The sequence below is a fragment of the Microcoleus sp. B13-B6 genome (assembly GCF_036705405.1).
Lineage (GTDB): Bacteria > Cyanobacteriota > Cyanobacteriia > Cyanobacteriales > Microcoleaceae > Microcoleus.
The window spans coordinates 95,135-114,312 of sequence record NZ_JAUBUJ010000006.1 but is presented as its reverse complement, the minus strand read 5'-3'; the positions used below and the strand labels follow the sequence as shown (position 1 = coordinate 114,312).

The 19,178-nt window shown below is 45.3% G+C and carries 25 protein-coding genes; 14 read left to right on the top strand and 11 right to left on the bottom strand.

The genetic code is table 11. The features are described 5' to 3' along the window. Positions 1 to 186: 186 nt before the first annotated feature. From QUB35_RS04685 to QUB35_RS04670, 4 genes are all read right to left on the bottom strand, one after another. Positions 187 to 3,174: a DUF3854 domain-containing protein gene (locus QUB35_RS04685; protein WP_333139833.1), complete on the bottom strand. Its 2,988-nt coding sequence runs from the start codon at positions 3,172 to 3,174 to the stop codon at positions 187 to 189. A 259-nt stretch (positions 3,175 to 3,433) separates the two neighbouring features. Continuing rightward, positions 3,434 to 3,955, bottom strand: a complete 522-nt coding sequence (locus QUB35_RS04680; protein ID WP_333139832.1) for a hypothetical protein — start codon at positions 3,953 to 3,955, stop codon at positions 3,434 to 3,436. Positions 3,956 to 3,957: 2 nt separating this feature from the next. Further along, a complete protein-coding gene (locus tag QUB35_RS04675) occupies positions 3,958 to 4,200 on the bottom strand; it encodes a hypothetical protein (protein WP_333054223.1) in 243 nt (80 codons plus the stop codon). A 357-nt stretch (positions 4,201 to 4,557) separates the two neighbouring features. Next, on the bottom strand, positions 4,558 to 4,833 hold the full coding sequence (locus QUB35_RS04670) for a hypothetical protein (RefSeq protein ID WP_333139830.1): 276 nt from the start codon (positions 4,831 to 4,833) through the stop codon (positions 4,558 to 4,560). 198 nt (positions 4,834 to 5,031) lie between these two features. On the opposite strand from QUB35_RS04670, the gene QUB35_RS04665 reads away from it, so the two are divergent. From QUB35_RS04665 to QUB35_RS04650, 4 genes are all read left to right on the top strand, one after another. Continuing rightward, on the top strand, positions 5,032 to 5,379 hold the full coding sequence (locus tag QUB35_RS04665; RefSeq protein ID WP_333139828.1) for a hypothetical protein: 348 nt from the start codon (positions 5,032 to 5,034) through the stop codon (positions 5,377 to 5,379). Beyond that, positions 5,376 to 6,005, top strand: a complete 630-nt coding sequence (locus QUB35_RS04660; protein WP_333139826.1) for a hypothetical protein — start codon at positions 5,376 to 5,378, stop codon at positions 6,003 to 6,005. The genes QUB35_RS04665 and QUB35_RS04660 overlap by 4 nt, the downstream gene beginning before the upstream one ends. Further along, the gene (locus QUB35_RS04655) at positions 6,002 to 6,187 is read left to right on the top strand and encodes a hypothetical protein (protein ID WP_333139824.1); all 186 of its coding nucleotides are present in this window, start codon (positions 6,002 to 6,004) and stop codon (positions 6,185 to 6,187) included. The genes QUB35_RS04660 and QUB35_RS04655 overlap by 4 nt, the downstream gene beginning before the upstream one ends. 366 nt (positions 6,188 to 6,553) lie before the next feature. Continuing rightward, positions 6,554 to 9,412: a DEAD/DEAH box helicase gene (locus QUB35_RS04650; RefSeq protein ID WP_333139822.1), complete on the top strand. Its 2,859-nt coding sequence runs from the start codon at positions 6,554 to 6,556 to the stop codon at positions 9,410 to 9,412. Here QUB35_RS04650 and QUB35_RS04645 read toward each other — a convergent pair. Next, complete coding sequence (locus tag QUB35_RS04645) at positions 9,393 to 9,836, bottom strand: HNH endonuclease (protein ID WP_333139820.1); 444 nt, start codon at positions 9,834 to 9,836, stop codon at positions 9,393 to 9,395. The two genes, QUB35_RS04650 and QUB35_RS04645, sit on opposite strands and share 20 nt — an antisense overlap. A 35-nt stretch (positions 9,837 to 9,871) precedes the next feature. Further along, positions 9,872 to 11,134, bottom strand: coding sequence for an RNA-guided endonuclease TnpB family protein (locus QUB35_RS04640; protein WP_333139818.1), 1,263 nt, complete (start codon positions 11,132 to 11,134; stop codon positions 9,872 to 9,874). Positions 11,135 to 11,195: 61 nt separating this feature from the next. Here QUB35_RS04640 and QUB35_RS04635 point away from each other — a divergent pair, with 61 nt between their 5' ends. Beyond that, a complete protein-coding gene (locus QUB35_RS04635; RefSeq protein ID WP_333139816.1) occupies positions 11,196 to 11,366 on the top strand; it encodes a hypothetical protein in 171 nt (56 codons plus the stop codon). Between the two features lie 13 nt (positions 11,367 to 11,379). Here the strand turns inward: QUB35_RS04635 and QUB35_RS04630 are convergent, their stop codons facing one another. From QUB35_RS04630 to tnpA, 5 genes are all read right to left on the bottom strand, one after another. Beyond that, positions 11,380 to 11,832, bottom strand: coding sequence for a DUF5049 domain-containing protein (locus QUB35_RS04630; RefSeq protein WP_333139814.1), 453 nt, complete (start codon positions 11,830 to 11,832; stop codon positions 11,380 to 11,382). A gap of 88 nt (positions 11,833 to 11,920) precedes the next feature. Beyond that, the gene (locus QUB35_RS04625) at positions 11,921 to 12,130 is read right to left on the bottom strand and encodes a hypothetical protein (RefSeq protein WP_333139812.1); all 210 of its coding nucleotides are present in this window, start codon (positions 12,128 to 12,130) and stop codon (positions 11,921 to 11,923) included. A gap of 8 nt (positions 12,131 to 12,138) precedes the next feature. Further along, positions 12,139 to 12,336: a hypothetical protein gene (locus tag QUB35_RS04620; RefSeq protein WP_333139810.1), complete on the bottom strand. Its 198-nt coding sequence runs from the start codon at positions 12,334 to 12,336 to the stop codon at positions 12,139 to 12,141. Between the two features lie 272 nt (positions 12,337 to 12,608). Further along, the gene (locus QUB35_RS04615; RefSeq protein WP_333139808.1) at positions 12,609 to 13,919 is read right to left on the bottom strand and encodes a transposase; all 1,311 of its coding nucleotides are present in this window, start codon (positions 13,917 to 13,919) and stop codon (positions 12,609 to 12,611) included. After that, positions 13,912 to 14,310: an IS200/IS605 family transposase gene (gene tnpA, locus QUB35_RS04610; RefSeq protein ID WP_333103011.1), complete on the bottom strand. Its 399-nt coding sequence runs from the start codon at positions 14,308 to 14,310 to the stop codon at positions 13,912 to 13,914. The genes QUB35_RS04615 and tnpA overlap by 8 nt, the downstream gene beginning before the upstream one ends. Positions 14,311 to 14,565: 255 nt before the next feature. Here tnpA and QUB35_RS04605 point away from each other — a divergent pair, with 255 nt between their 5' ends. The 9 genes from QUB35_RS04605 to QUB35_RS04565 all read left to right on the top strand — a co-directional run bounded on the left by QUB35_RS04605 (position 14,566) and on the right by QUB35_RS04565 (position 19,149). Further along, positions 14,566 to 15,555 carry an HNH endonuclease gene (locus QUB35_RS04605; protein ID WP_333139806.1) on the top strand — a complete coding sequence of 330 codons (990 nt, stop codon included), beginning with the start codon at positions 14,566 to 14,568 and terminating at the stop codon, positions 15,553 to 15,555. A gap of 185 nt (positions 15,556 to 15,740) precedes the next feature. After that, positions 15,741 to 16,037 (top strand): hypothetical protein, encoded by a 297-nt coding sequence (locus tag QUB35_RS04600; protein ID WP_333139804.1) that lies wholly within the window; start codon positions 15,741 to 15,743, stop codon positions 16,035 to 16,037. Between the two features lie 82 nt (positions 16,038 to 16,119). Further along, positions 16,120 to 16,407, top strand: coding sequence for a hypothetical protein (locus QUB35_RS04595; RefSeq protein ID WP_333139802.1), 288 nt, complete (start codon positions 16,120 to 16,122; stop codon positions 16,405 to 16,407). A 21-nt stretch (positions 16,408 to 16,428) separates the two neighbouring features. Continuing rightward, positions 16,429 to 16,875 (top strand): hypothetical protein, encoded by a 447-nt coding sequence (locus QUB35_RS04590; protein ID WP_333139800.1) that lies wholly within the window; start codon positions 16,429 to 16,431, stop codon positions 16,873 to 16,875. Positions 16,876 to 16,886: 11 nt separating this feature from the next. Further along, entirely contained in the window at positions 16,887 to 17,111 is a 225-nt protein-coding gene (locus QUB35_RS04585) for a hypothetical protein (RefSeq protein WP_333139798.1), read from the top strand. A 119-nt stretch (positions 17,112 to 17,230) separates the two neighbouring features. Continuing rightward, entirely contained in the window at positions 17,231 to 17,878 is a 648-nt protein-coding gene (locus tag QUB35_RS04580; RefSeq protein ID WP_333139796.1) for a hypothetical protein, read from the top strand. A 48-nt stretch (positions 17,879 to 17,926) separates the two neighbouring features. Further along, complete coding sequence (locus QUB35_RS04575) at positions 17,927 to 18,400, top strand: hypothetical protein (RefSeq protein ID WP_333139794.1); 474 nt, start codon at positions 17,927 to 17,929, stop codon at positions 18,398 to 18,400. Between the two features lie 88 nt (positions 18,401 to 18,488). Beyond that, positions 18,489 to 18,761 (top strand): hypothetical protein, encoded by a 273-nt coding sequence (locus tag QUB35_RS04570; RefSeq protein ID WP_333139792.1) that lies wholly within the window; start codon positions 18,489 to 18,491, stop codon positions 18,759 to 18,761. A 49-nt stretch (positions 18,762 to 18,810) separates the two neighbouring features. Continuing rightward, a complete protein-coding gene (locus QUB35_RS04565) occupies positions 18,811 to 19,149 on the top strand; it encodes a hypothetical protein (protein WP_333139791.1) in 339 nt (112 codons plus the stop codon). Positions 19,150 to 19,178: the final 29 nt, after the last annotated feature.

The window sequence follows — 19,178 nt, the reverse complement described above, 5'->3', positions numbered from 1 at the left end:
TTTAATGCTCTTCTGCGACCCACGGAAAATGTAAGGTTCCGAAATCGAGCCAGATTTGCCCCTTCTCCAACTATTGGCTCAGGATATCAGCATATTTTGACCCAGGGCTTAGAAGTGCTAAGACTAGGCGGGGAAAACCAAGATTGGAGGTATACACCAAACTCTGACAGGCATCTTGGGGCTAGGCTAAGGTTGAGTTTTGCTTTTCTTCCAAAGTTTAACCAACTGTCTAAAATTCTCATTTTCATCGTTTGTCAGCCTCGCTTTCACCGCTTCCTTAACTCCCAATTCATGCACTTGACAGTAGACATCATGGGCTGCTGCGGGGTCTTTGTCCGCGATCGCTTTGAGTGCACGTTCAACCAGTTCTAGTTCGTTTTCGTTGAGATTTGAGGCAGCGGATTGTGAAACTAAATAACGCCGGTCAAGGTAGAGTTGTTTTTTTGATTGACCCAGAATTGTCACTTCGCGGTCAAGCTCAACAAGCAGGCATTCTCGCCCATCCTTCCACACCTCAATTACGGTCGCTCCCTCGCCTCTGTACTCCTGAGCACCGGGATACTGGCTCGAAACTTTTACTCGATCGCCAGGAGTAAAGTGACGTGGAGGGGCGATCGAATTGTTACAAGTTTTTGAGTTGTTACACGGTTTGGCTTCGGGCTCAAAAGTGGGTGTAACAGTTGCTGTTACAGGCGTTACATCAGTTACTGGTTGAGACTCGACTCTACTGTTAACACTCTCTGCGATGTCAGGTGATGGTGTTTTTTCAGATTGGCTACTTTCATCTTGTAACGCTGTAACGTCTGTAACCATGCGGGTTTCAGCGTTTTCAGATGTTGTAACAATTTCAGAATTGCTGGTAACGCCTGTAACCACAACGGTTTGAGCTATTTGAGAATGTGCTGGAATTTCTGCAATCTTTGAAGTGCCTGTAACCGTGCGGGTTTGAGTTAATTCTTGCAATCCACCATCACAGCAAATAGTTTTGATGCAAGCCCAGTTCGGGATGTGGGGGCGGTTGCTGCCATCTTCATCCTCCGCGATTGCTACATCAACAAAGCACGGTAAAATCTGAAGTCCCTGCCACTGAGCCGGAATGCGCTTGATTTTGTCGCCTTCTCGCACAACCTCGGAAGCTTTCCAGTGATTTGACAATACTCGCTGCAAGTGGTGAACGAACTTGTTGTAACCGCTTGGCGAGAGATTGTGGGCTTTGCAGTACGCCACGTACCAACTGTGCAGATCACTACCAACGTAACTATCGCCACCCGCTCTCAAACAGCGATCGACAAACGAACGGACGCTATCCCCTAGAATCGCGCCATCCTGTTTCAACGCGACAATTGATGGATTGGTGGACGGTACGAGCAAAATGCGGTCGCGTTCTGTCTTGTCCATTGATAACGCCCAACCGGCGATCGAACCTAACTCAGTGGATAACTTGCGTCCTAGCTCCGGGTCTTCAATGTTGGCGATGCGGGCGCGGGTTTGCAACGGAATGCAGCGCCTGTCCCAACCATCGCCACTGTTCTCCGTTTGGATGTGTTCGACGGAGGCGATCGCAAATCGCACGTTCCATTTTTTCTGGTAAGCCGATGCCGAAAATAGAGCCCGTCCCGAAATGCCGCCATTGTCTACCAATTCGTAAAAAGCTTTGAGTCCGCTAAGAAATCCGCCCGCGTCGGGGATGTAAAACAAGGATTTACCAGTTAATAATTGATGCCGACCTTCAGGTTTTGTCAGTTCGGTCAAGCTATTGGAACTAACGCTGTTTTCTTCGCCGAGTAAGTTTGCCCAAGTCCGCAGCATCACGCCTTTCCCGCTACCGCTATCCCCAATCAAGTAAGCAAATTTCCCGTAAGGTGCGGTTGGGTCTAAGTACATCGAAGTCAAAGCCCTGATGACTTCTACTTGCTCGATACCGTAGGCAGAAAGTATGAATTTCTTAAATTCGGCTGGACATTCTGACCCCGGCACATAATCGCAGGGGGAACAAGAAAGCAGGTAATGTTCCTTGTCGTGTGGGAACAGTTCGCCAGTTCTCAAATCCACAGTGCCGTTTGAGAATGATTTGAGGTGGTTCCGAGAAGTGTCAACCTTCTGGTGCAGCACCTTCCGGCAATATTTAAAAGCCGAATCTAAGAATTTGTTAGTGCCGAACTTAAACTTTTTGCCGACTTCTGCTGTTTCGTAGCAATTCTCAGTAAAGTCGCCGATGAGTTTGTTCACATCCGCTTCATCTTGGAATTGCCAATAGCGCCCGTTCCATTGGTAGAAAGCATCATTGATGACTATCCAATCATCTCCGAATAAATTCTTGAGGCAATGTACCTCAAACGTTGTGGACTTGGGGACTAAGTATCTGTCTCTAGTTCCACCACTGCCGCCGTCGCCTCCAAAGGTTTTTGATTCCCAGTCCTTAAAAGTAACGGACGTGGCCAGCACTTTCCTAAAAGCTTCAATGCTCTTTCGTTGAATCAAATCATCCATGCCTTTTGTCTCGCCTTCGATGCCCGCATCCCAACCTCCAGTTGCACTGTAGACCGGAACGTCGAATTTGAGCAACTGTAGACCGAGTTTCCGCTGTTCCCAGGTGACGTTTGGGTTGGTGGCGGCATCGGCATCGAAGGCAAAGATAAACCCAAAACCTGCACGGGCGTACTTTTCTAAAGTTTCGACCAAGTAGCGCTTGCCTTGAATGTCTCCTTTTTTAGAGGTAAGACCCATTGAAACGCCCAGCAGTGCAATAGTTGGGATGTCGTTAGCGCACCCGGCGATTCCTTTGAACGGGCCTTCAGTGAGGACAATGCACGGATGCTCGTTGATGCGGTAGCAGTGCTGCTTGAGATTTTCGGTATCCCAGTAGTTTTTGTCGGTGGGATGCTGGGGCAAGAATGCGTCGTATTCACCAACGGGAGTCCGATATTTGGGCGCTTTCTTGCAGCTTTCTGATTTCCAAGGCTTGTCCGGTCTGAATTGGAATTGTGTTGTTTTTCCCACAAACAGGATACCGCCAGACTTTGCCGTGTACCCCAAGTAAAATGATGCCTCATCCGCAGATACGGTGCGACAGTTGGCGTAACTCCAATCATTCAACAACCCCCGGCTCTCAATGTGGCTCTTGTGTTTGGGGCAAAGGTACGCGGTAGATTGAATTTGCTGTACAACATTCATAGATGCCTCTCGCTACTCATAGCGGTGCTAACTGGTTTTTGTACAAAAACCCGCTAAATGTAGAAGAGACGGCTCTGCTGTAACTACCGCTGAGGTGCAAAGGTGCAAATGATGCGGTAGTGGCAGAAATAGACTATGATGAATCTAAAGTTTTTGAAATTTGTTTGTCTGCCGTCTCTTCTAAAGACTGCGGACTCTTTTTTTTGGTCTGGTCTAATCGATGCGGGCGATCGCTTGTCGGCAACAGCCTTTTCAAATTCTATACGCGGACGTATGGCTTAGATTGCTGGCTGGCAAGGAATTGTTGATAAGCTTCCTTATCGCCACCGCATGAATCCACAGAAACCTGGCTAACAATCTCATAAGTCATTGTTTCAGCTTCCTCTGGTGTCAAAGGCTGGCGTTCGCAGTAAGCAATCTGTACATCCCGAAACTCCGGCATATCCCCTTCAACCTCTGATAGGTCAGCTCCGTACCGAAACACTCTGACCACTACCCAGTCTGAGGGAGTGACAAGGTAAGCTTTCCAAGGGCTACCCTCTTTTTTTACGTGGTAAGTGAGCCGTTCGCCAAGTTTGACCTGACGCTTCAGTAGTGGACGCGAATCGTGAGAAAGCTGTAACAGTCGAGTCAACTGTTTCCCAATCACAAGCTCTTTGCTCTCGATCGGCACCCATTTTTCTTGCTCTTTGACTAGGTAAAGGTTCAGCGTAGACTTGCTTGCCAATGGGTCGTATAGTTCGATTTCTTCAGTTGGTGTTATTTGTTCAAGTGCTTTCATAACTATTCCTCATCTTTATCTCGATCGTCTTGGTGGTCGCCCCACATATCCCAGAAGCTGGTCTGTTTGCCTTTGAAGACGCAATCGACTTCGAGGTCTGAATCGTCCTCGTTTTGCTCGACTCTTTTGAGTTCCCACCCATACTTCTTTTCCATCTCCTTGCAATCCTCTTCAGATGACGCCGAATGTCTGTTTTCCTTCTGCGAATCGTCATCTCCATTTTTGCTAAATGGCCATCCAATCATTGCAGTCACTCCTTTAAATGGATGTATTTTAAAACGCCTCCAGCTTTTTATAGTAAGGGTTTGGGGTCGTGGAACTCAAAAAGTTTGAAATGCCGTTCTTAGTTCTGGTTCTACCTAAATGCATTCCACCAAAGTTATTGGCAAAAAATCTGAGACATTTTGAACTTTTAATCCAGCACACTTGGCATTATTGTTTTGGGTATACACCAAACGCGAGATCAACAAATTTTGGTGTATACCCGCTGTTCAACCTAGTTTTTTAAGTAACAAGCGCGTTCGCGAGAGCGCGTCAAACCCCTGGAATTGCAAGTTTGTGCCTCGTATCATTTTGTGGTAGCACCAGTTTCTAACTTTTTCTCAATCTGAAACTTCGGTGATATCCTCTGGCTCCAGTTTTTTGGCATCTCCCTTGAGAATTTGATTCCACAGCTCTTTCCCTGATATTCCCCGCTTCGCTGCGAGGTATTCAATTCGCGCTCGAATCCGCTCCTCCCGCTCTTGCAGCTTTACGCAGAGCAGCGAATTAGCTTGGCTGGAAATTGGACGGGCGTTGATCCAGCTATCGACCTTTAATATGTCGTCGTAGTATTCGCCTAATGGTGCTACGTGCAGTCGGTCATCCTTGCGTGCCATAAACTCTACCAATATTTTTTCTTTATTGTCTCATTTCTGTTGCAATAGTGGTGCATTTGTGGAGCAATGTTAAGATTAGCTCACAAAAGGCTCATGTATTTGTACCACTATTGCACCTGTATTGTCCCTATGCAATGATTGGTTTGCGAGCCAGTTAAGAGCCTGGTTCCACAAAATCGCCAGCAACTAGCTCACGCCATGAACAGCCTGCCATTACCGGAGGACATCTCCTATATATCTCGCAACGAAGCGTTGGAATTGCTGTATATCAGTAAATCTCAATTAAAACGAGATGTTGCGGTGCTTCAAAGATTGGAGCCGATTGGCTGGTACTACCAAGCAAACAGTCGCGGGTTTCGCAGAGAGGCGATCGAAATTCTTTGGGAGTTTCGGCAACTGGTTCAAGCTATGGGTCGCAAGGAGGCGATCGCCCAAATCAATCAATTAATCGAAAAAAACTGCAAACAAACCAAATCCCGCCCCTCTGACTTGCAATCTTCTAGGGCGGGGTCTGGCACATCAACAAGGATGCTCCGACCATCATGACACAACCACAGATACCCATACCCATTGAAGCGGCTGCAACTTTCTTAGCAGCACCCGCACCTGCACCTGCACCAGCACCAGCATCAGAATCAGGTACACCAACAACTGCCGCTTTGTACCGCCAGCTCTTGACATCTGTTAATGCGATGCCGCACCAGGAGCTAAGCGCGCTGATGGAAGCGGCAGTTTATTCATTCCGGCAAAACGACACCCTCACCCGCTCCATCAAAGAATGCGGGACGATCGAACTGTTCGGGGATAAGTGGCCCCTGGCTTTCGACTTCTTGCCAACATCCGCTGAAGCTTTGAGTTTGGTGCGAGCGATCGCCGACCAATTCTCGTGCCGCCAACTCCATCTGTGCTGGCAACAACTCCTAACCACCAGTACCCCCACTCAGAAGCTAGCGCTCGTTGAAGCTATTGCCTACGCCCAGCACTACTCCTGCACCGTATTCGAGGCTTTACAAGAGTGCGACCTCTTAAATCTCTTCCCAACGTCTGAACATTTAAATGTTTGGATGTCTGAAATCGAAGCAATTCAAATGATTCACTTACTCTCCGGTTCTCTGTTAGCCCAAAGTTCAGAGACGCTGCCCAATGTCGGTGATGGGAGGGACGATCGATGAGAGCACTCAGAAGCCATCAATTCAAGTGGAGCGTTACCGTCACCCGCAAGTACAATCCACCCCGCCAGATTATAGTGTTCGGGCGATCGCAAGTAGAAGCACTCCAAGGTGCGGTATCTTCTGCACGGGAAGTCTGGGGAATCTGGGATGCCAAATCATTTAGTACGCCGGAAAGGAAATAATTTATTTTGATTCTTCGTTAGCTACTTCGGGGGGTTCCGAAAACAGCTAACGAAAGAATCAAAGTTTCGGGTCATGGCACTTCTTGGCAATCAAATGCCTGACGTAGCTATTGTTAACAGTCTCAGCAAATGGAACCATCGAATTTACGAAGATTATAAGTATTTCCCTCTCAATGGCGGACACCGAACTCTCTTGAGATTGCATAGCAGCTCTCCAGTTAATTAAGAAGATGTCAGCGGATTCCGATCGAATCCCTGAGAGTAAGCGCAAATCCAACAGTCAATGATGCCGCGCTCTTGGGGAGAGAACGCCAACAGTCTGGAAGAAGAAGCTTATGATGAAGCAATGGAGTTATCCCCTAAACAATGACAAACCCCGAACCCGTTGACTATGCTGCTCTTATCCGCGCTGTGACTCCCAACAGCGAACGAAAGCATCCTGAGTGGCTAGACCCCGGACAGCAGCTCTTCTCTCCCCAGTACGGGCAAGGCGAGGTTAGTTCTTGGATGGGTAACACACTGATAGTCAAGTTTCCCGGATACTCGATTCCCGTTCTATACAAAGATTGGCAGCAATCTCTTGAGAGGAATGAAATCGCCTCTGGGGACGCATCTAAAACACCAGAATCCTTATCCGAAGCTGAAGAAAATGGTGCAGGTGAAATACAGTCTGCTAGCTTTTCTCAGGTAAGTGCAGCAGAAATTGCCGCTATTCCTCAACCTCAATTTAGATCGATCGCGCTTGAGTTAGCTTCAAATCTTAGCGCTGTTCGCATTACCCCTCCCGCATCTGGTTCGTTGTACGCCATTCAAAAAGACTTACCCTCCCCCTTACAAAATGCTCTTCGGGGATTGGGAATTCACCAACTGTATTCGCATCAAATTGAAGCCTTGGACTGCTTGCGGAAAGGTCGCGATTTAAGTATTGTGACTCCCACAGCATCGGGAAAAACCCTGTGCTACAACCTCGCAATTCTCGAAGATTGTCTGAAGAATTCTCAAACTTCCGCGCTCTATATCTTTCCGCTGAAAGCTCTAGCTTTCGATCAGTTTCGCAAACTCCAGCGTATTGTCGAAACATTTCCCCAAGAACAGCGTGTAAAAGTGGGGCAAATGACAGGGGATACTCCCTATACCGAACGTTTGGGACTGTTTGTGCCTCATCTCCCTAATATTTTAGCGGTCAGTCCCGATTTGCTGCATCATCAATTATCCAAGATTCCGCGCTCACAATGGGAACCTTGGCGAGAATTTCTGCGGCGGTTGCGTTGGGTGGTTATTGATGAAAGCCACTCGTATACAGGCGCCTTTGGAGCTCATCTTACTAACCTAATGCGTCGTTTGCGTAGGGCGGTAGACAGTGTGGGAGGCAACAGCAGCAAACTCCAATTTATTTGTTCTTCGGCTACAATTGGAAACCCGCGAGACATGGCAATGCGGTTTAGTGGTAGAACGTCTCAACCCGATCGCCTGCATTTAATTGAAGGCAGCGGGGCGGGCAGTGCTGGAAAGACTGTTTTGTGTTTAGCTCCCAGCGACACGGCAAATTCCGATGCTTGCAAGATTGTTTTAGCTTGGCTGCAACAAGACTTGAGCGGAATTGTGTTTTGCAATAGTAGAGGAGCCGTTAAAAAACTCGTAGATTTAATTCAAAAAGAAAGTACGCGACAGGGAAATAGTTATTTAGCGCAAAAAGTCACTGCTTTCTACGGTTCTTTAAAAAGCGATCGTCGCCAAAATATCATCAGTCAACTGCAAAGGGGGAAACTTAAAGTAATTATTTCCACATCAGCATTAGAAGCTGGACTGGATTTACCAGAATTAGATTGCTGTTTGGTGAAAGGATACCCCGGTTCTATTATGTCCTTTCGTCAGAGGCTGGGACGTGCCGGGAGAGTAAATCCGGGATTGGTAATTTTCTTGCCAATTGCCCAAAGTTCCTTAGACTACTATTACGGTAAGAATCCTGACAAATTGCTAGCAGGAGAAGCAGAAAGCGCTGCATTCAATCCTAATTATCCCACCATTGTCAGCAAACACCTTGAATGTTGCTGCGTCGAAAGCGGTTTGCCTGCTGTTGAGGTAGAAAGTCGATTTGATGCTGTCGGAGGTGCCGTTGCTGAGGCACTGCTGCATCAAGATAGACTTTTCTTCGTTCGCAATAGTACGCTCCGAGGGCGAGGAGAACCTCATCTAAAAGTCAATATTAGAGGCAACGCTATAGATGCTATTGAATTAATTGATGAGAATACGGGAGAATCCTTTGAAGAAATGTCGCGTGACATTGCCTATCGAGAAGTCTTTCCCGGTGCAATTTATACGGCTTTTGACGAAAGCAACCGTTTAGTTACTTATCGGTGTCAAAGCTTAGATATCGACCAGAACAAAGCAATACTCCAGCCCTTTGAAGAAGACCCCAGCTTGTTTACTGAACCTGATTTAGGTTTACAAATCGAACTTTTAGAAAACCTAGAAGAACCCCGCATTATTCCTACCAGCTTACCAGACGCAAGGTTGACGTTAACTTTGGGATGGGGAAAGATTACATCAGAAGTAGCGGGCTATAAGCTTTTTAAAAGAGAATATCGACAAACTTGCACTAATGTCAAATGCCGTCGCCACCAACAGCCCCTTGAAGGTAAAATATGTCCGTCTTGTGGTCGGAGTTTGAAATCGATCGAAATAAATAAACTTATTAAATCCGTACCGTTCACTCCGTCTTATCAAATACAATATGAAGCTCCCGTCGTTAAAGTTGAAGTAAATCCGGCTCTAATTGCTGCAATTACAGAGGAAGTTAACCGCCAAAGAGCTAGTGCAAAAGCCCAATATGGAGATGATATTCCTCAAGAGTTGGAAGGTTTGTTTAAAAGCCCTCCCGTTGCAGTTGCGTTGCACAGTATGGCTCATCAAATTCAACTAGCTGTTCCCCTAGTCGTGCTTTCCTCTACTCACGATGTGAACAGTACGGTAGAACTAGATGATTCGGGTATCGTCGCCTATTTTTTTGATACCACGGATGGGGGAAATGGAGCATCTGAAGAAATCGGGAAGCAGTTACCGTTATTCGCTGCTAAAGCAATGTCTCTAGCTTTAAATTGCGAGTGTTCTGACGGGTGCCCTAAATGCTTGATTCAGATTGGCTGTCCCCAACAAAACCAGGGATTGCACAAGAAAGTCGGTCTGTTTCTGCTTGAAGCAATAGCTACAAATTCTTCAATTTAACAGCCGATAAATTGTCCGGTTCCCATTCCTCAGAAAAATTCATGAGTTCCCAATCGATCGCATCATCAGGGAACAGAGATAATTGCCCCGGCGATACGTTAGACTGACCCCGATTATGATAGGACAGGTGACACGCGGTACACAGAGCGATTAAGTTTTCAGGGCGGTTGTCCTCCGGTATCCGATTGCGATGGTGAACCGTTAAAGTTAAAGCACATCGTTCAGATTTGGTTAAGCCGCTTTGTTTGCCGGGTCGGAGTTTACCGGGTCGGAGGCATTGTTGATGGCACTTAGCACAACGCCACCCCGCGTTTTCCTTAACTGATAGCGCAATGTCAGACCAATTATCGGGATACCTTTTGGGTTTAGGCATAGCTTGTTTCTCTGCAAATAGGGCGATCGCTTTTCCTGTTACCGACTCCATCGAGTTTAGAGAGCTGCGAATCCGTTCTGAAAAACTTACCCATAGCTACCCAAATCTAGACATAGCTGAACATGAGTGCTTGTGGTGTTAACTTCCTGTTTCACAGTAGCGACAACATGACTGCTGTCGGGTTTGTCTACTCCGCAGGCTGACACGGTGGAACTCACCGCCAATTCTGAACGTTCTGGAATAAATATTCCTTCAAACCAACGTTCTATATTTTTCGACGCATTCAAGTCACGGTCTTGAATATTTCCACAACTGGGACATTCAAAGGCTCGGACTCTTAATGGCATTTTATGCCGATGATTACAGCAATTTGAACAGATTTGACTGCTAGGAAAGAATCGATCTATGAGCGTCAATTTTGAGTTAAATTTTTCGGTTTTATATTCAAGTTGACGCTTGAATTCGTACATACCGCAGTCGGCGATTGCACCAGCTAACTTGTGGTTCTTCAAAAATGCCTTAACATTCAAATCTTCAATCTTCACCTCACTGTGGTTTTTGGCGAGGTAAGTTGTTAACTTGTGAATAGCATCTTTTCGGATGTTTGACACTTTTAGGTGCAACTTTGCTAGTTTAGTGACAGCTTTAGCGCGGTTTTTTGAGCCTTTGACTTTACGACTAACAGAGCGCTGCAATCGTTTTAACTTCTTGCTCATCTTGCGGTAGGCTTTAGGATTGGCAAAAACCTTCCCGTCACTGGTGACAGCCAACTCTTTGATACCAATGTCAACGCCAATAGAGGGACGGTCTAGAGACACTGTGGGCTGTTCTATTTCGTACTTGATAGCAATGAACCATCTGTCAGCAGTTCTACTAATTACACAGTTGTGAACTGCCGTAATTGGTAATGGTTCGTGCAGCCTAACCCAACCTATTTTAGGGAGTTTGATACGGTTGCCATCGTTACTGATACCAGGTTTTGCTTTAGTTCCTTGCTCAAGATAAAAGCTGTCCTTAGACTTGCCTTTTTTCTTAAATCTAGGCTGTTTTGATACTTTTTTAAAGCATCTATCCCATGCCGTCCTAACTTCAGTGAGAGCCTGTTGTGGACTTGCTTTCGAGCTTTGATAATACCAGGGATTAGCTGGTTTTATTTCAGCCACTAGGCGCTTGTGCAAGTCAATCGCAGAAGGGATCTTAATAGTTTTATCCGTCTCCCTGAGTGTCAATGTTTCAAGGATGATTGAATTTGCCCAGTTGTAAGCGTGTCTTGCTACTCCGCAATGCTGCCGAAATCTAGTCACCTGTTTGTTATTAGGTTTTAATTCCGTCTTGAAACTAAGTAACATTTGCTTTTACCTCATTTCTGCCTTACTCTTATTGTATGCGGAATTAATACGGAACAACAAAATGCCTAGAAAAAAGATTTACAGCGAGCCTAAGCGTAAGGTCAACCTCAGCCTAACCGAGACTGCTACTAAGTGGCTAGAGGAAAAACGAGTTCAGCTTACCGCAAGCAGTCTTAGTGACGTTATCGAGAGACTTGCTAGAGAGTTACCCAATAATTCCATCAATGAGTAACTTTGTCCAAGAATCACGTTACAGCTTTAAATCCCCTAAAAACACCGCTGCAATAAATTTCCAAGTTTGCTTCAATCCATTGTGCGGTTTCAAAATATCCCAAAGCTACGGCTTGAAGTCGCACCATGTTGGCATTGAACATATTGGTCGTCTGTGCTTCTCGAACTGCATCAATACCTTGGAGGATGCGTTCTGGGATTTGGATCGGTTCCTCTGGCTCTAGGGAACCGGGTAGCTTCCCCAAGAAACCGAGATATTCCTTTACCCGCAGCTCGAAGTTAGCCTCAGCTTCAGCTAAATCGGTGAAGTAACGGCCGTAATAGAATCCACCATCTTGGGCATTGAAAAAGTGCGTTACCCATTCTTCATCTTTGCGCCATTCTCTGAGAGTAATGTAACCAGGTGCTTGCCCACCATCACCGGGAATGGGATGCGATTTTAATATGGAGTGGCTTTGAGCGTTCATAGATAATTTGTGCAGGGTGAACTAGAAGAATTTGTAATCGATCGGTTTGAGCAGCTTGAAAACTAAGTAGCAACTGCCTCAGCTTGCATCATAGTTGTTCTGCCAACCAAGAAAGGTTTTTCCACTCATCAACGGTGAAGCCAAAGCTTGTTTCTTCAGGAAAGCGCTCGACCATCCTTTGCATAGCATCCTGTGCTGTTTCGGCTCGAATGTAATATCCGTTTCTAGCGCCCCGGTCGGAGCGGCCGTCGCAGGGGTGGGAGTAGGGTGCGTTGCGGGTGCAGCGGTATTCTTTCATCGGATTGGTTAAGCGCGAGGTTTGAGAAATTGTAAAAGTTCATTTCCATGTTTTCCAATCGGGTTGTAGCCTATCGGCAGCCAAAAGTAATCAGACGCCCAATAATCGCCGTCGAAATCTTTCAGCCACCAGTCATCATCTACACCGCCCAAACAAATCTTTTCTGCGTTGAAGTAAAGCTTAATTCGCTGAAACTTATTAGCCATCGGTTGAACCATCAATCAAAAAGCTGGGGGATACTCAAAAGCAGGTTGCCAGTTACTATTAATTAGCCTACCCGTTTTTGCTGCATTGTAGTTCCTCTCCAAAAAAGAGCGGCGCTTGGGTTCTGAATTACCCGTCTGCTGTATCAGTGTTTCGCGTAACGGGTGGTGGCTGCCAATCAAAAACTCGTTCCTGGTGCTGAGCCTTTCGAGATAGCGTTGATGGGGGAGCTGGTCGAACTTACCACCCACGCCCCGATTGCAGCTAACGCAAGCTAGCACGAGATTCCAGATGCCTTGATACTCCCCATGCCGTGCATGCGAGGGGATTCTTGAAGAACCCAGAGTCGGATTTTCAAAGGCGCTATCAATTCGCCGCTACTGATTCTGCTAAGATCTAATCCTAGCTTTATCGCTACTTTTCTGATAATGTTTGCTGCGCCGTTGCCATCAGCATTTATTTTCGTACCATCGGCTGAACGATACAGTCCACGAGTTATTCTTTTTCCTGATTCTTTCCACCCTTCAGTTTTTTCACCGAACGCAGGCAGCGAATCATTATCGAGAAAGCTGGCTTTTGAGGTATATGCTTCTTCAGTTTCTAGGAACTTAATTTTGTACTGATGACACAACTGAAGTATTCTCTCTTTTAGCCGACCCGTAGGAATTTGCACAAATTTTTGATGAGTCTTTTGACCCATATTGGCATTTTGTTTTTGCTCTTTATTCCATCCAAATACTACCGTTTTTATCCCATTTTTAAGGCAGTGATCGATTACAATCCTTGCTGCTTTGTTGACTGCATCTCTAACTTGTCGATTCCTTTTTTCGGTAATCCGGGCTAACTGGTTTGACCAGAACCCCTGTGGTCGGTTCTCTTTCAGCACAGAGATTCGCTTGTTGTACCACTGATTCAAAGACTTTAGATGTCGTCCATCAATAATAAAAGAAGTTCCTACATTGGATACGCCTGTTAACCAATTATTAATTCCATGATCTAACCCCAGGACACTTCCGGGAAGCACAGCACTACCAAGCTGCTCCTCTGTTCGATATACAAACTCGGCGTAAAAACAGCGATTTCTGGGAAGAATCCGAATTTCAACCAGTTTCTTGTAGTCCAAGTTTGACGGCATCGGCAAGAAAAATTCTCCGATTCCAAACCAAAGCTTGACTTTACTACCTAGTGGGAACCGTAACAACCCGTTTTTGAGTTTGACATCCGCGATCGGGAATGTCACTAATTTCAGAGAATCTTTTCTGTATTTTGGTAGCTTTGGGTGCTGCGTAACAGTCCCAGATTTGATTCCCAATAGCCGCCCAATGTATGAACTGAAGGATTCAGCGACACTGGTTAAAGTTTGCTGTGCGACATGGGAATACAGAGCCTTAAAATGCAAATTCGATTTAAACATTTTATGGAAATCATATTTCCCAGGGATTTTGCCAGTTTTGAAATACAACTGACGACCGTAGTACAAGGCGCAGTTTGCTAGCTTGTTTGATTCACCACAGACAAACTCTAAAATTGCTTTCAGACTGAAATCAGCATTAATTAAGTTTTGCTGGCATCCGTAATTAGACATTTTTTTGATTTTCGATATACTGCTTGACCACTGATAGTGGCGCACCGCCAACTGTTGCAACAAAGTAACTATTCGTCCACAGAGTTGGCAGTCTGCTTTTTAACCAAGGAAATTCCTGTCTCAACAGTCGAGATGAACGTCCTTTCAAATATCGGATCAACTTGGCAATCCCGAATTGTGGGTCTACTCCTACTAAAACATGAACATGATCTGGCATTACTTCCATTTCTATTAGTTCGGCGTTGAATTCAGTGCAAACTTCTTGTAAAATCGCTTTCAGGCGAACATCTACACCGTTAATCAACACAGACCTACGATACTTTGAACACCACACAATATGATAATTGCAGCAGTAGGTTACATTGCTGTTGGATTTTAGTTTTGTTTTCATATTTACAGTATATACCAACCAACCTGTATACTGTGTGTCGAAATATAAAGAATTGTTCAAGGCGGTTGAAACCGTTACCGACTTTTCCCCGTGTCTAAAGCCAGGGGCCCGGCGGGCTCGTTTTCCGGTCAACGGGATGAGCGATGCGGTAGTTGATGAGAACGCGGGGGAAAAAGTGGGAGGATGTTCATTCAGTAGGCTGCCAGTTTGTATGATAATGCAAATTAAGGAAAAATATTATACTTAATAAATAGCATGAATGGCAAGACAATTGATTACTACTGTCGTAAGTTCTCTCCTCTCTTAAGATTAACAAACCCAACGGGCTTAAATGTGAGTCGGTCTGCGGGGGTAGCTCCCAATAAACCAGTTTTGTTGCTAGCGGTAATCGAACTAATCAATCGTGGTGAGATCCAGCACAATCAAATTTATTTCTCACCTGAGTTAATTGCAGCATTTATGAAGCTGTGGGGCGACTTAGAAATCAACAGGACGGCAGATATCGGTCTGCCGTTCTTTCACTTAAAATACGATGGGTTTTGGCACTTTAAGGCTAAACCGGGTTATGAGTTTGTCGAATCGAGCCAAAACAAAGTAAAAGTGAGGAGCATTAGCGCGATACGACAAACAATAGATTATGCTTATTTAGATGCTGAATTGTTTCTGCTCCTGCAACATCCCGAAACCAGGAATCAGTTGTTGCTGACCCTGATCGATGCTTGGTTCTCAGACAAAACCGAACAAATCGAGCGTTCGCTGCAATTCAATGCCTTCGGTGACTTGCAAAACCAATTATTTTCGACTGGCGGGCGCGTTTATCAGCCAGACGAGATTGCTAGCGTTGGCGAGCAGGAATCTATTGTCAGAGATGCTGCATTTCGGAGAATCATCACCTCGATCTACGACCGCCGCTGCGCCTTTTGCGGCTTGCAGGCGTTCAATAATTTGGAGAATATCGTAGACGGCGCGCACATCAAGCCGTTCAGTAAGTTTTACGACGACCGCATCAATAACGGACTGAGCTTGTGCAAAAACCATCACTGGGCTTTTGACCGCTTTTGGTTTACCCTCAACGACGACTGCACGATCGTAGTTTCCGATACTTTGAGAGAAGATTCCCCCCACGCTCGCCCCATCAGAGATTTTCACGGCGAGCGCATCATGCTACCGCCACGAGAAGAATATCGCCCCCGCCCCGATGCTTTGCAGTGGCACCGCCAAAGTTTTTTAGATCGACAAGTTTGAACGGTTAGCATTCGAGGAGAGAGGGTCGCAGTGAGTGGATGAAGGCATCCTTGTCGGAGGTAATGTGAAAGCAGTTGATGGGAGAGAAAATCGCTTGCATCTGACATACAAAGGCTTGACACTTGTTCGTAAACGAACTATATTAACTGGCAGGTGAACTCCAAGGCGAGCGCAGGAGGGCGAGTATGTTCAAAAACAAAGAATACATGACCGGGCGGCAGCAAGTCCTTGTTGCAGAATTCGAGGCTGAAATTGAATCGGAGTACGCGCTTTGTATAGCCCAGCTCCAAAAAACCAAGCAAGCGATTGAACGGGCGACGGCGGACTTAACCGAACAGCATCAAAACTTAGCAAATTCTGAAATTGACGCGCTCCGCAAGTATTGGTACGAGCGGTTAGAAGCTCTCATCAATCTTGCATCCTGGAGGGCTCCGAAGTTGCTCCAACAATTGAACGAAAAGTATCCGCAATCGCTATCTTAAGCACCTTATTAGAAGTTGAGTTCGAGAGTTGGGTGATAGGTGGTGTGATGGCCGACAAAACGAGGTTGAAAAAGGAGAAAGCATGAAGACAACTGAGCTAATTATTGCCGAACTACAGAAATCCTTGTCCTTCAAAGGACTGAAAATTAACAAACTGGATTCTCCCGTTACTAGCGGTTACTCGGAAGAATGGGATATCCAAGATAGCTACGGGTGGAACTATGCAGGTTTTGGAGTCAAGAATGGGGGGTATGAATACGCTCTTGCACCAAACAAATCTTTACCCTTTGAAGCTCAATCAACTATCGATTGGGTGCAAGCTGAGATTATCCGAGTTCACCAATTAGCTTCTAGCGCTGACGCTACCTAAACAAATAACCCGGAGTTTATTATGTATCGCGAATTAATCGAAATACTAGCAGTAGAGCTAGCCAGACGACAGGGATACTCAATTAGAAACATCAATACCAATAATCCCAAGTTTCAGGTCTACCCAGCAATGGCTAAAGTTTCCCTTGAAACCATTGATGGGTTATTGAAAGAAGAAGGTATCAAGTTCAAAGACCTGGAAGTGTATACTATTGGGCAAACATCTTCCTCTCCCAGTACCAACATTCTGCTGTTGGATGAATTGACCGACAGACTGATAGTTAATCTAGCTAAGGTTAACGGACAAAAGATTGAAAAGCTCTACTTAGGCGATGTCATTATCCAAGTGTATTTAGGAACGGTCAAAACGTGTTTGAGTGTAATCGATAGTTTCCTCTCACAAAGAAAGCTAGAATTTGAGGACTTAAAAGTGTCCGAAATGTGTCAGATACCAACCATATCAAATTAGGAGTCATAACAATGTATCACGAATTACTTGAAAGATTGGCACTTATACTAGCCAAAACGGAGGGATGGGAAATTGAAGATATTCACGGCGACAATCCGAGAATGAAAGTGTATTTAAAAATGGCGGCAGCCTGCTTGGGTGAAATCGATAATTATCTGGAAGAACAAGAGGTTGAATTCGGGGACTTAGAAGTTAATGCCAGGTATGAGATGCCTCACGTTTTAGACCAACAGTAATGAATTTAGATAAGTGCAATTAATCCTAGTTACACTAATCTAAATAACCCAATAGTTTCACAGGTAAAAACGTTAACTCCACTTCCCCCAGCGGAAAAAATCAAAACGATTAGAAAATAATGCTGTATTTAGTTCAACTCAAATTAGAGGGCAAAACTTTTTTTGCTTATCGCAATTCAAATGGTGTGTGGATACAGTGTATCTCTTTTTCCGAAGCTACTCCATTCAAAACACACAAAGGGGCTTGGGATGCACTCAAGCGAGTTCACAAATATTGCAATGAATCTGGGTATGACTCATTGCAGAAAGTAGGCTATGAAATAGACGTGATTGCACTAACTGAAGCTGAGGTTCAAAGTCACATCTCTGAAGAGGAGCAAAGAAGGCGAACTTACATTTTTGAAGATAATAAAAGGAAAATTTACCTATACGGACGCGAAGCTGAAAAGCAAGTGATGGAATTTTTCCTATCATCTTCTATCGGTACTCCAGTCAGGATTTACAAAAAGTTCTCATTTGATTGGGAGTTGGCAGAAATTACTAATATCAATTCAGAGCGCTTCGAGGTCAAGGGCATTGAATTTGAATTACTTACAGGTAAAAATCCTGATTTTTTAGCTTTACCTCCTGATGATGAGGTGAGCGAAGCTATTATCTCTCAGCAATTGCTAAAAGATTTTACAGCAAACTACTGGAAATGGAATCTGACCCCGGAACAGCAAATTACTATTGCTAAAATCCTCGCAACTTCTTTCGTAAATTCCTAACACTCCCTCAATTTAATAGTCAAAACAGAAACAACAAAGAGCAACAAAATGAATCAACCCAATCAATACGATGCCGTACTCGGTGGCAATAGCCCTGGGCCACCCCCAGGAAGCGCGGTTATGGGCATAGCTAACAGATACTCTGAACCGGAACACCGCCAATTTTGCTTGGACATGGCAGCAGCGCAGTTGCCAGTCACCCATTATGACGGTCGCTTCTATTGGTCGGGCCCCTCTGCCATAGTTGGCGACCTCCAAGATGTTCTCGGCCCAACTAAAGTCAAGTGCGTTTGGGATGAGCTGGATTCTCGGTTTGTGGTGTATCCCAGAGCCTACAGCCGCGAAGCGATCGCTCTAATGCGAAGTTTAGATGAGGCAGACATTCTCAGCATTTACTTTTTTGTGAAAGCAGGAACGCAGCCACACAAAAGACTGGCAGAGAATTGCTTGAAAACTATCCATTCAGAATTGGGTTTAAAGGTGGAAATTTTAAAACTTATTACAAGGGAGGGTGTTTCATGACTAAATGCGTTCATTAATTCAGCCATTGACTCAAGGTTTAGATGCCTTGCAGGTAGAATCCTTGCAACCAAAATGAGGAAAAAAATTAATGAAAATGACAGTAACTTGGGATACCTCCAAAGAACTGCCCGTGCCAACAGATGACGAACTAGAGTTAGTCGCAGGGTTAGCAATACAAGAAATGTACTCGCGCTTTGGAGAAAAAGGGGGGAGATTTCTTAGAGAAGGAGGTTACATATTTTGTGCTTGGCAGATTGGTTATAAAATAACCGAAGACCAGTTTCCATTATTTCGGAAACTCTGCGAAGACAAGTGGAAGCTAATAATCCAGTACCTAGAAACCGAGTATCGAGTCCGCTAGTCGGTTATTTACTCGTAACACAATCAAGCTTTAAGTAGGCGCTATCTAAATGTTCGTAGCTCAATCCATCAGACAACCCGACCAGTTTTACTACGCCCATACTTTGTCGAGTGCTAGGCGCTGGAAAACGCGCAGGGGTGCTGACAAAGCCGTGGCTCAATACCCCAACAGTTACATAGTAATCGCAGAAGCGGAAATAGGTTCACTCCTACACAAATCCCAGTTTCTGATAGCTCGTATCCAAGTAGAAAAAGCAGCCGAACAGGCTTATCGCAATCATAGTTCCGAGGCTTTCTCACCCGAATACCCTGACACTCATTTTGAAGAATTGGCGGTGCAAGCTTGGGAACGCTATCAGCAGCAGCGGTTGCAGGAGGTCACAAGTTGAGTTTGTACGCCATCAGGTTCAAAAAGGAT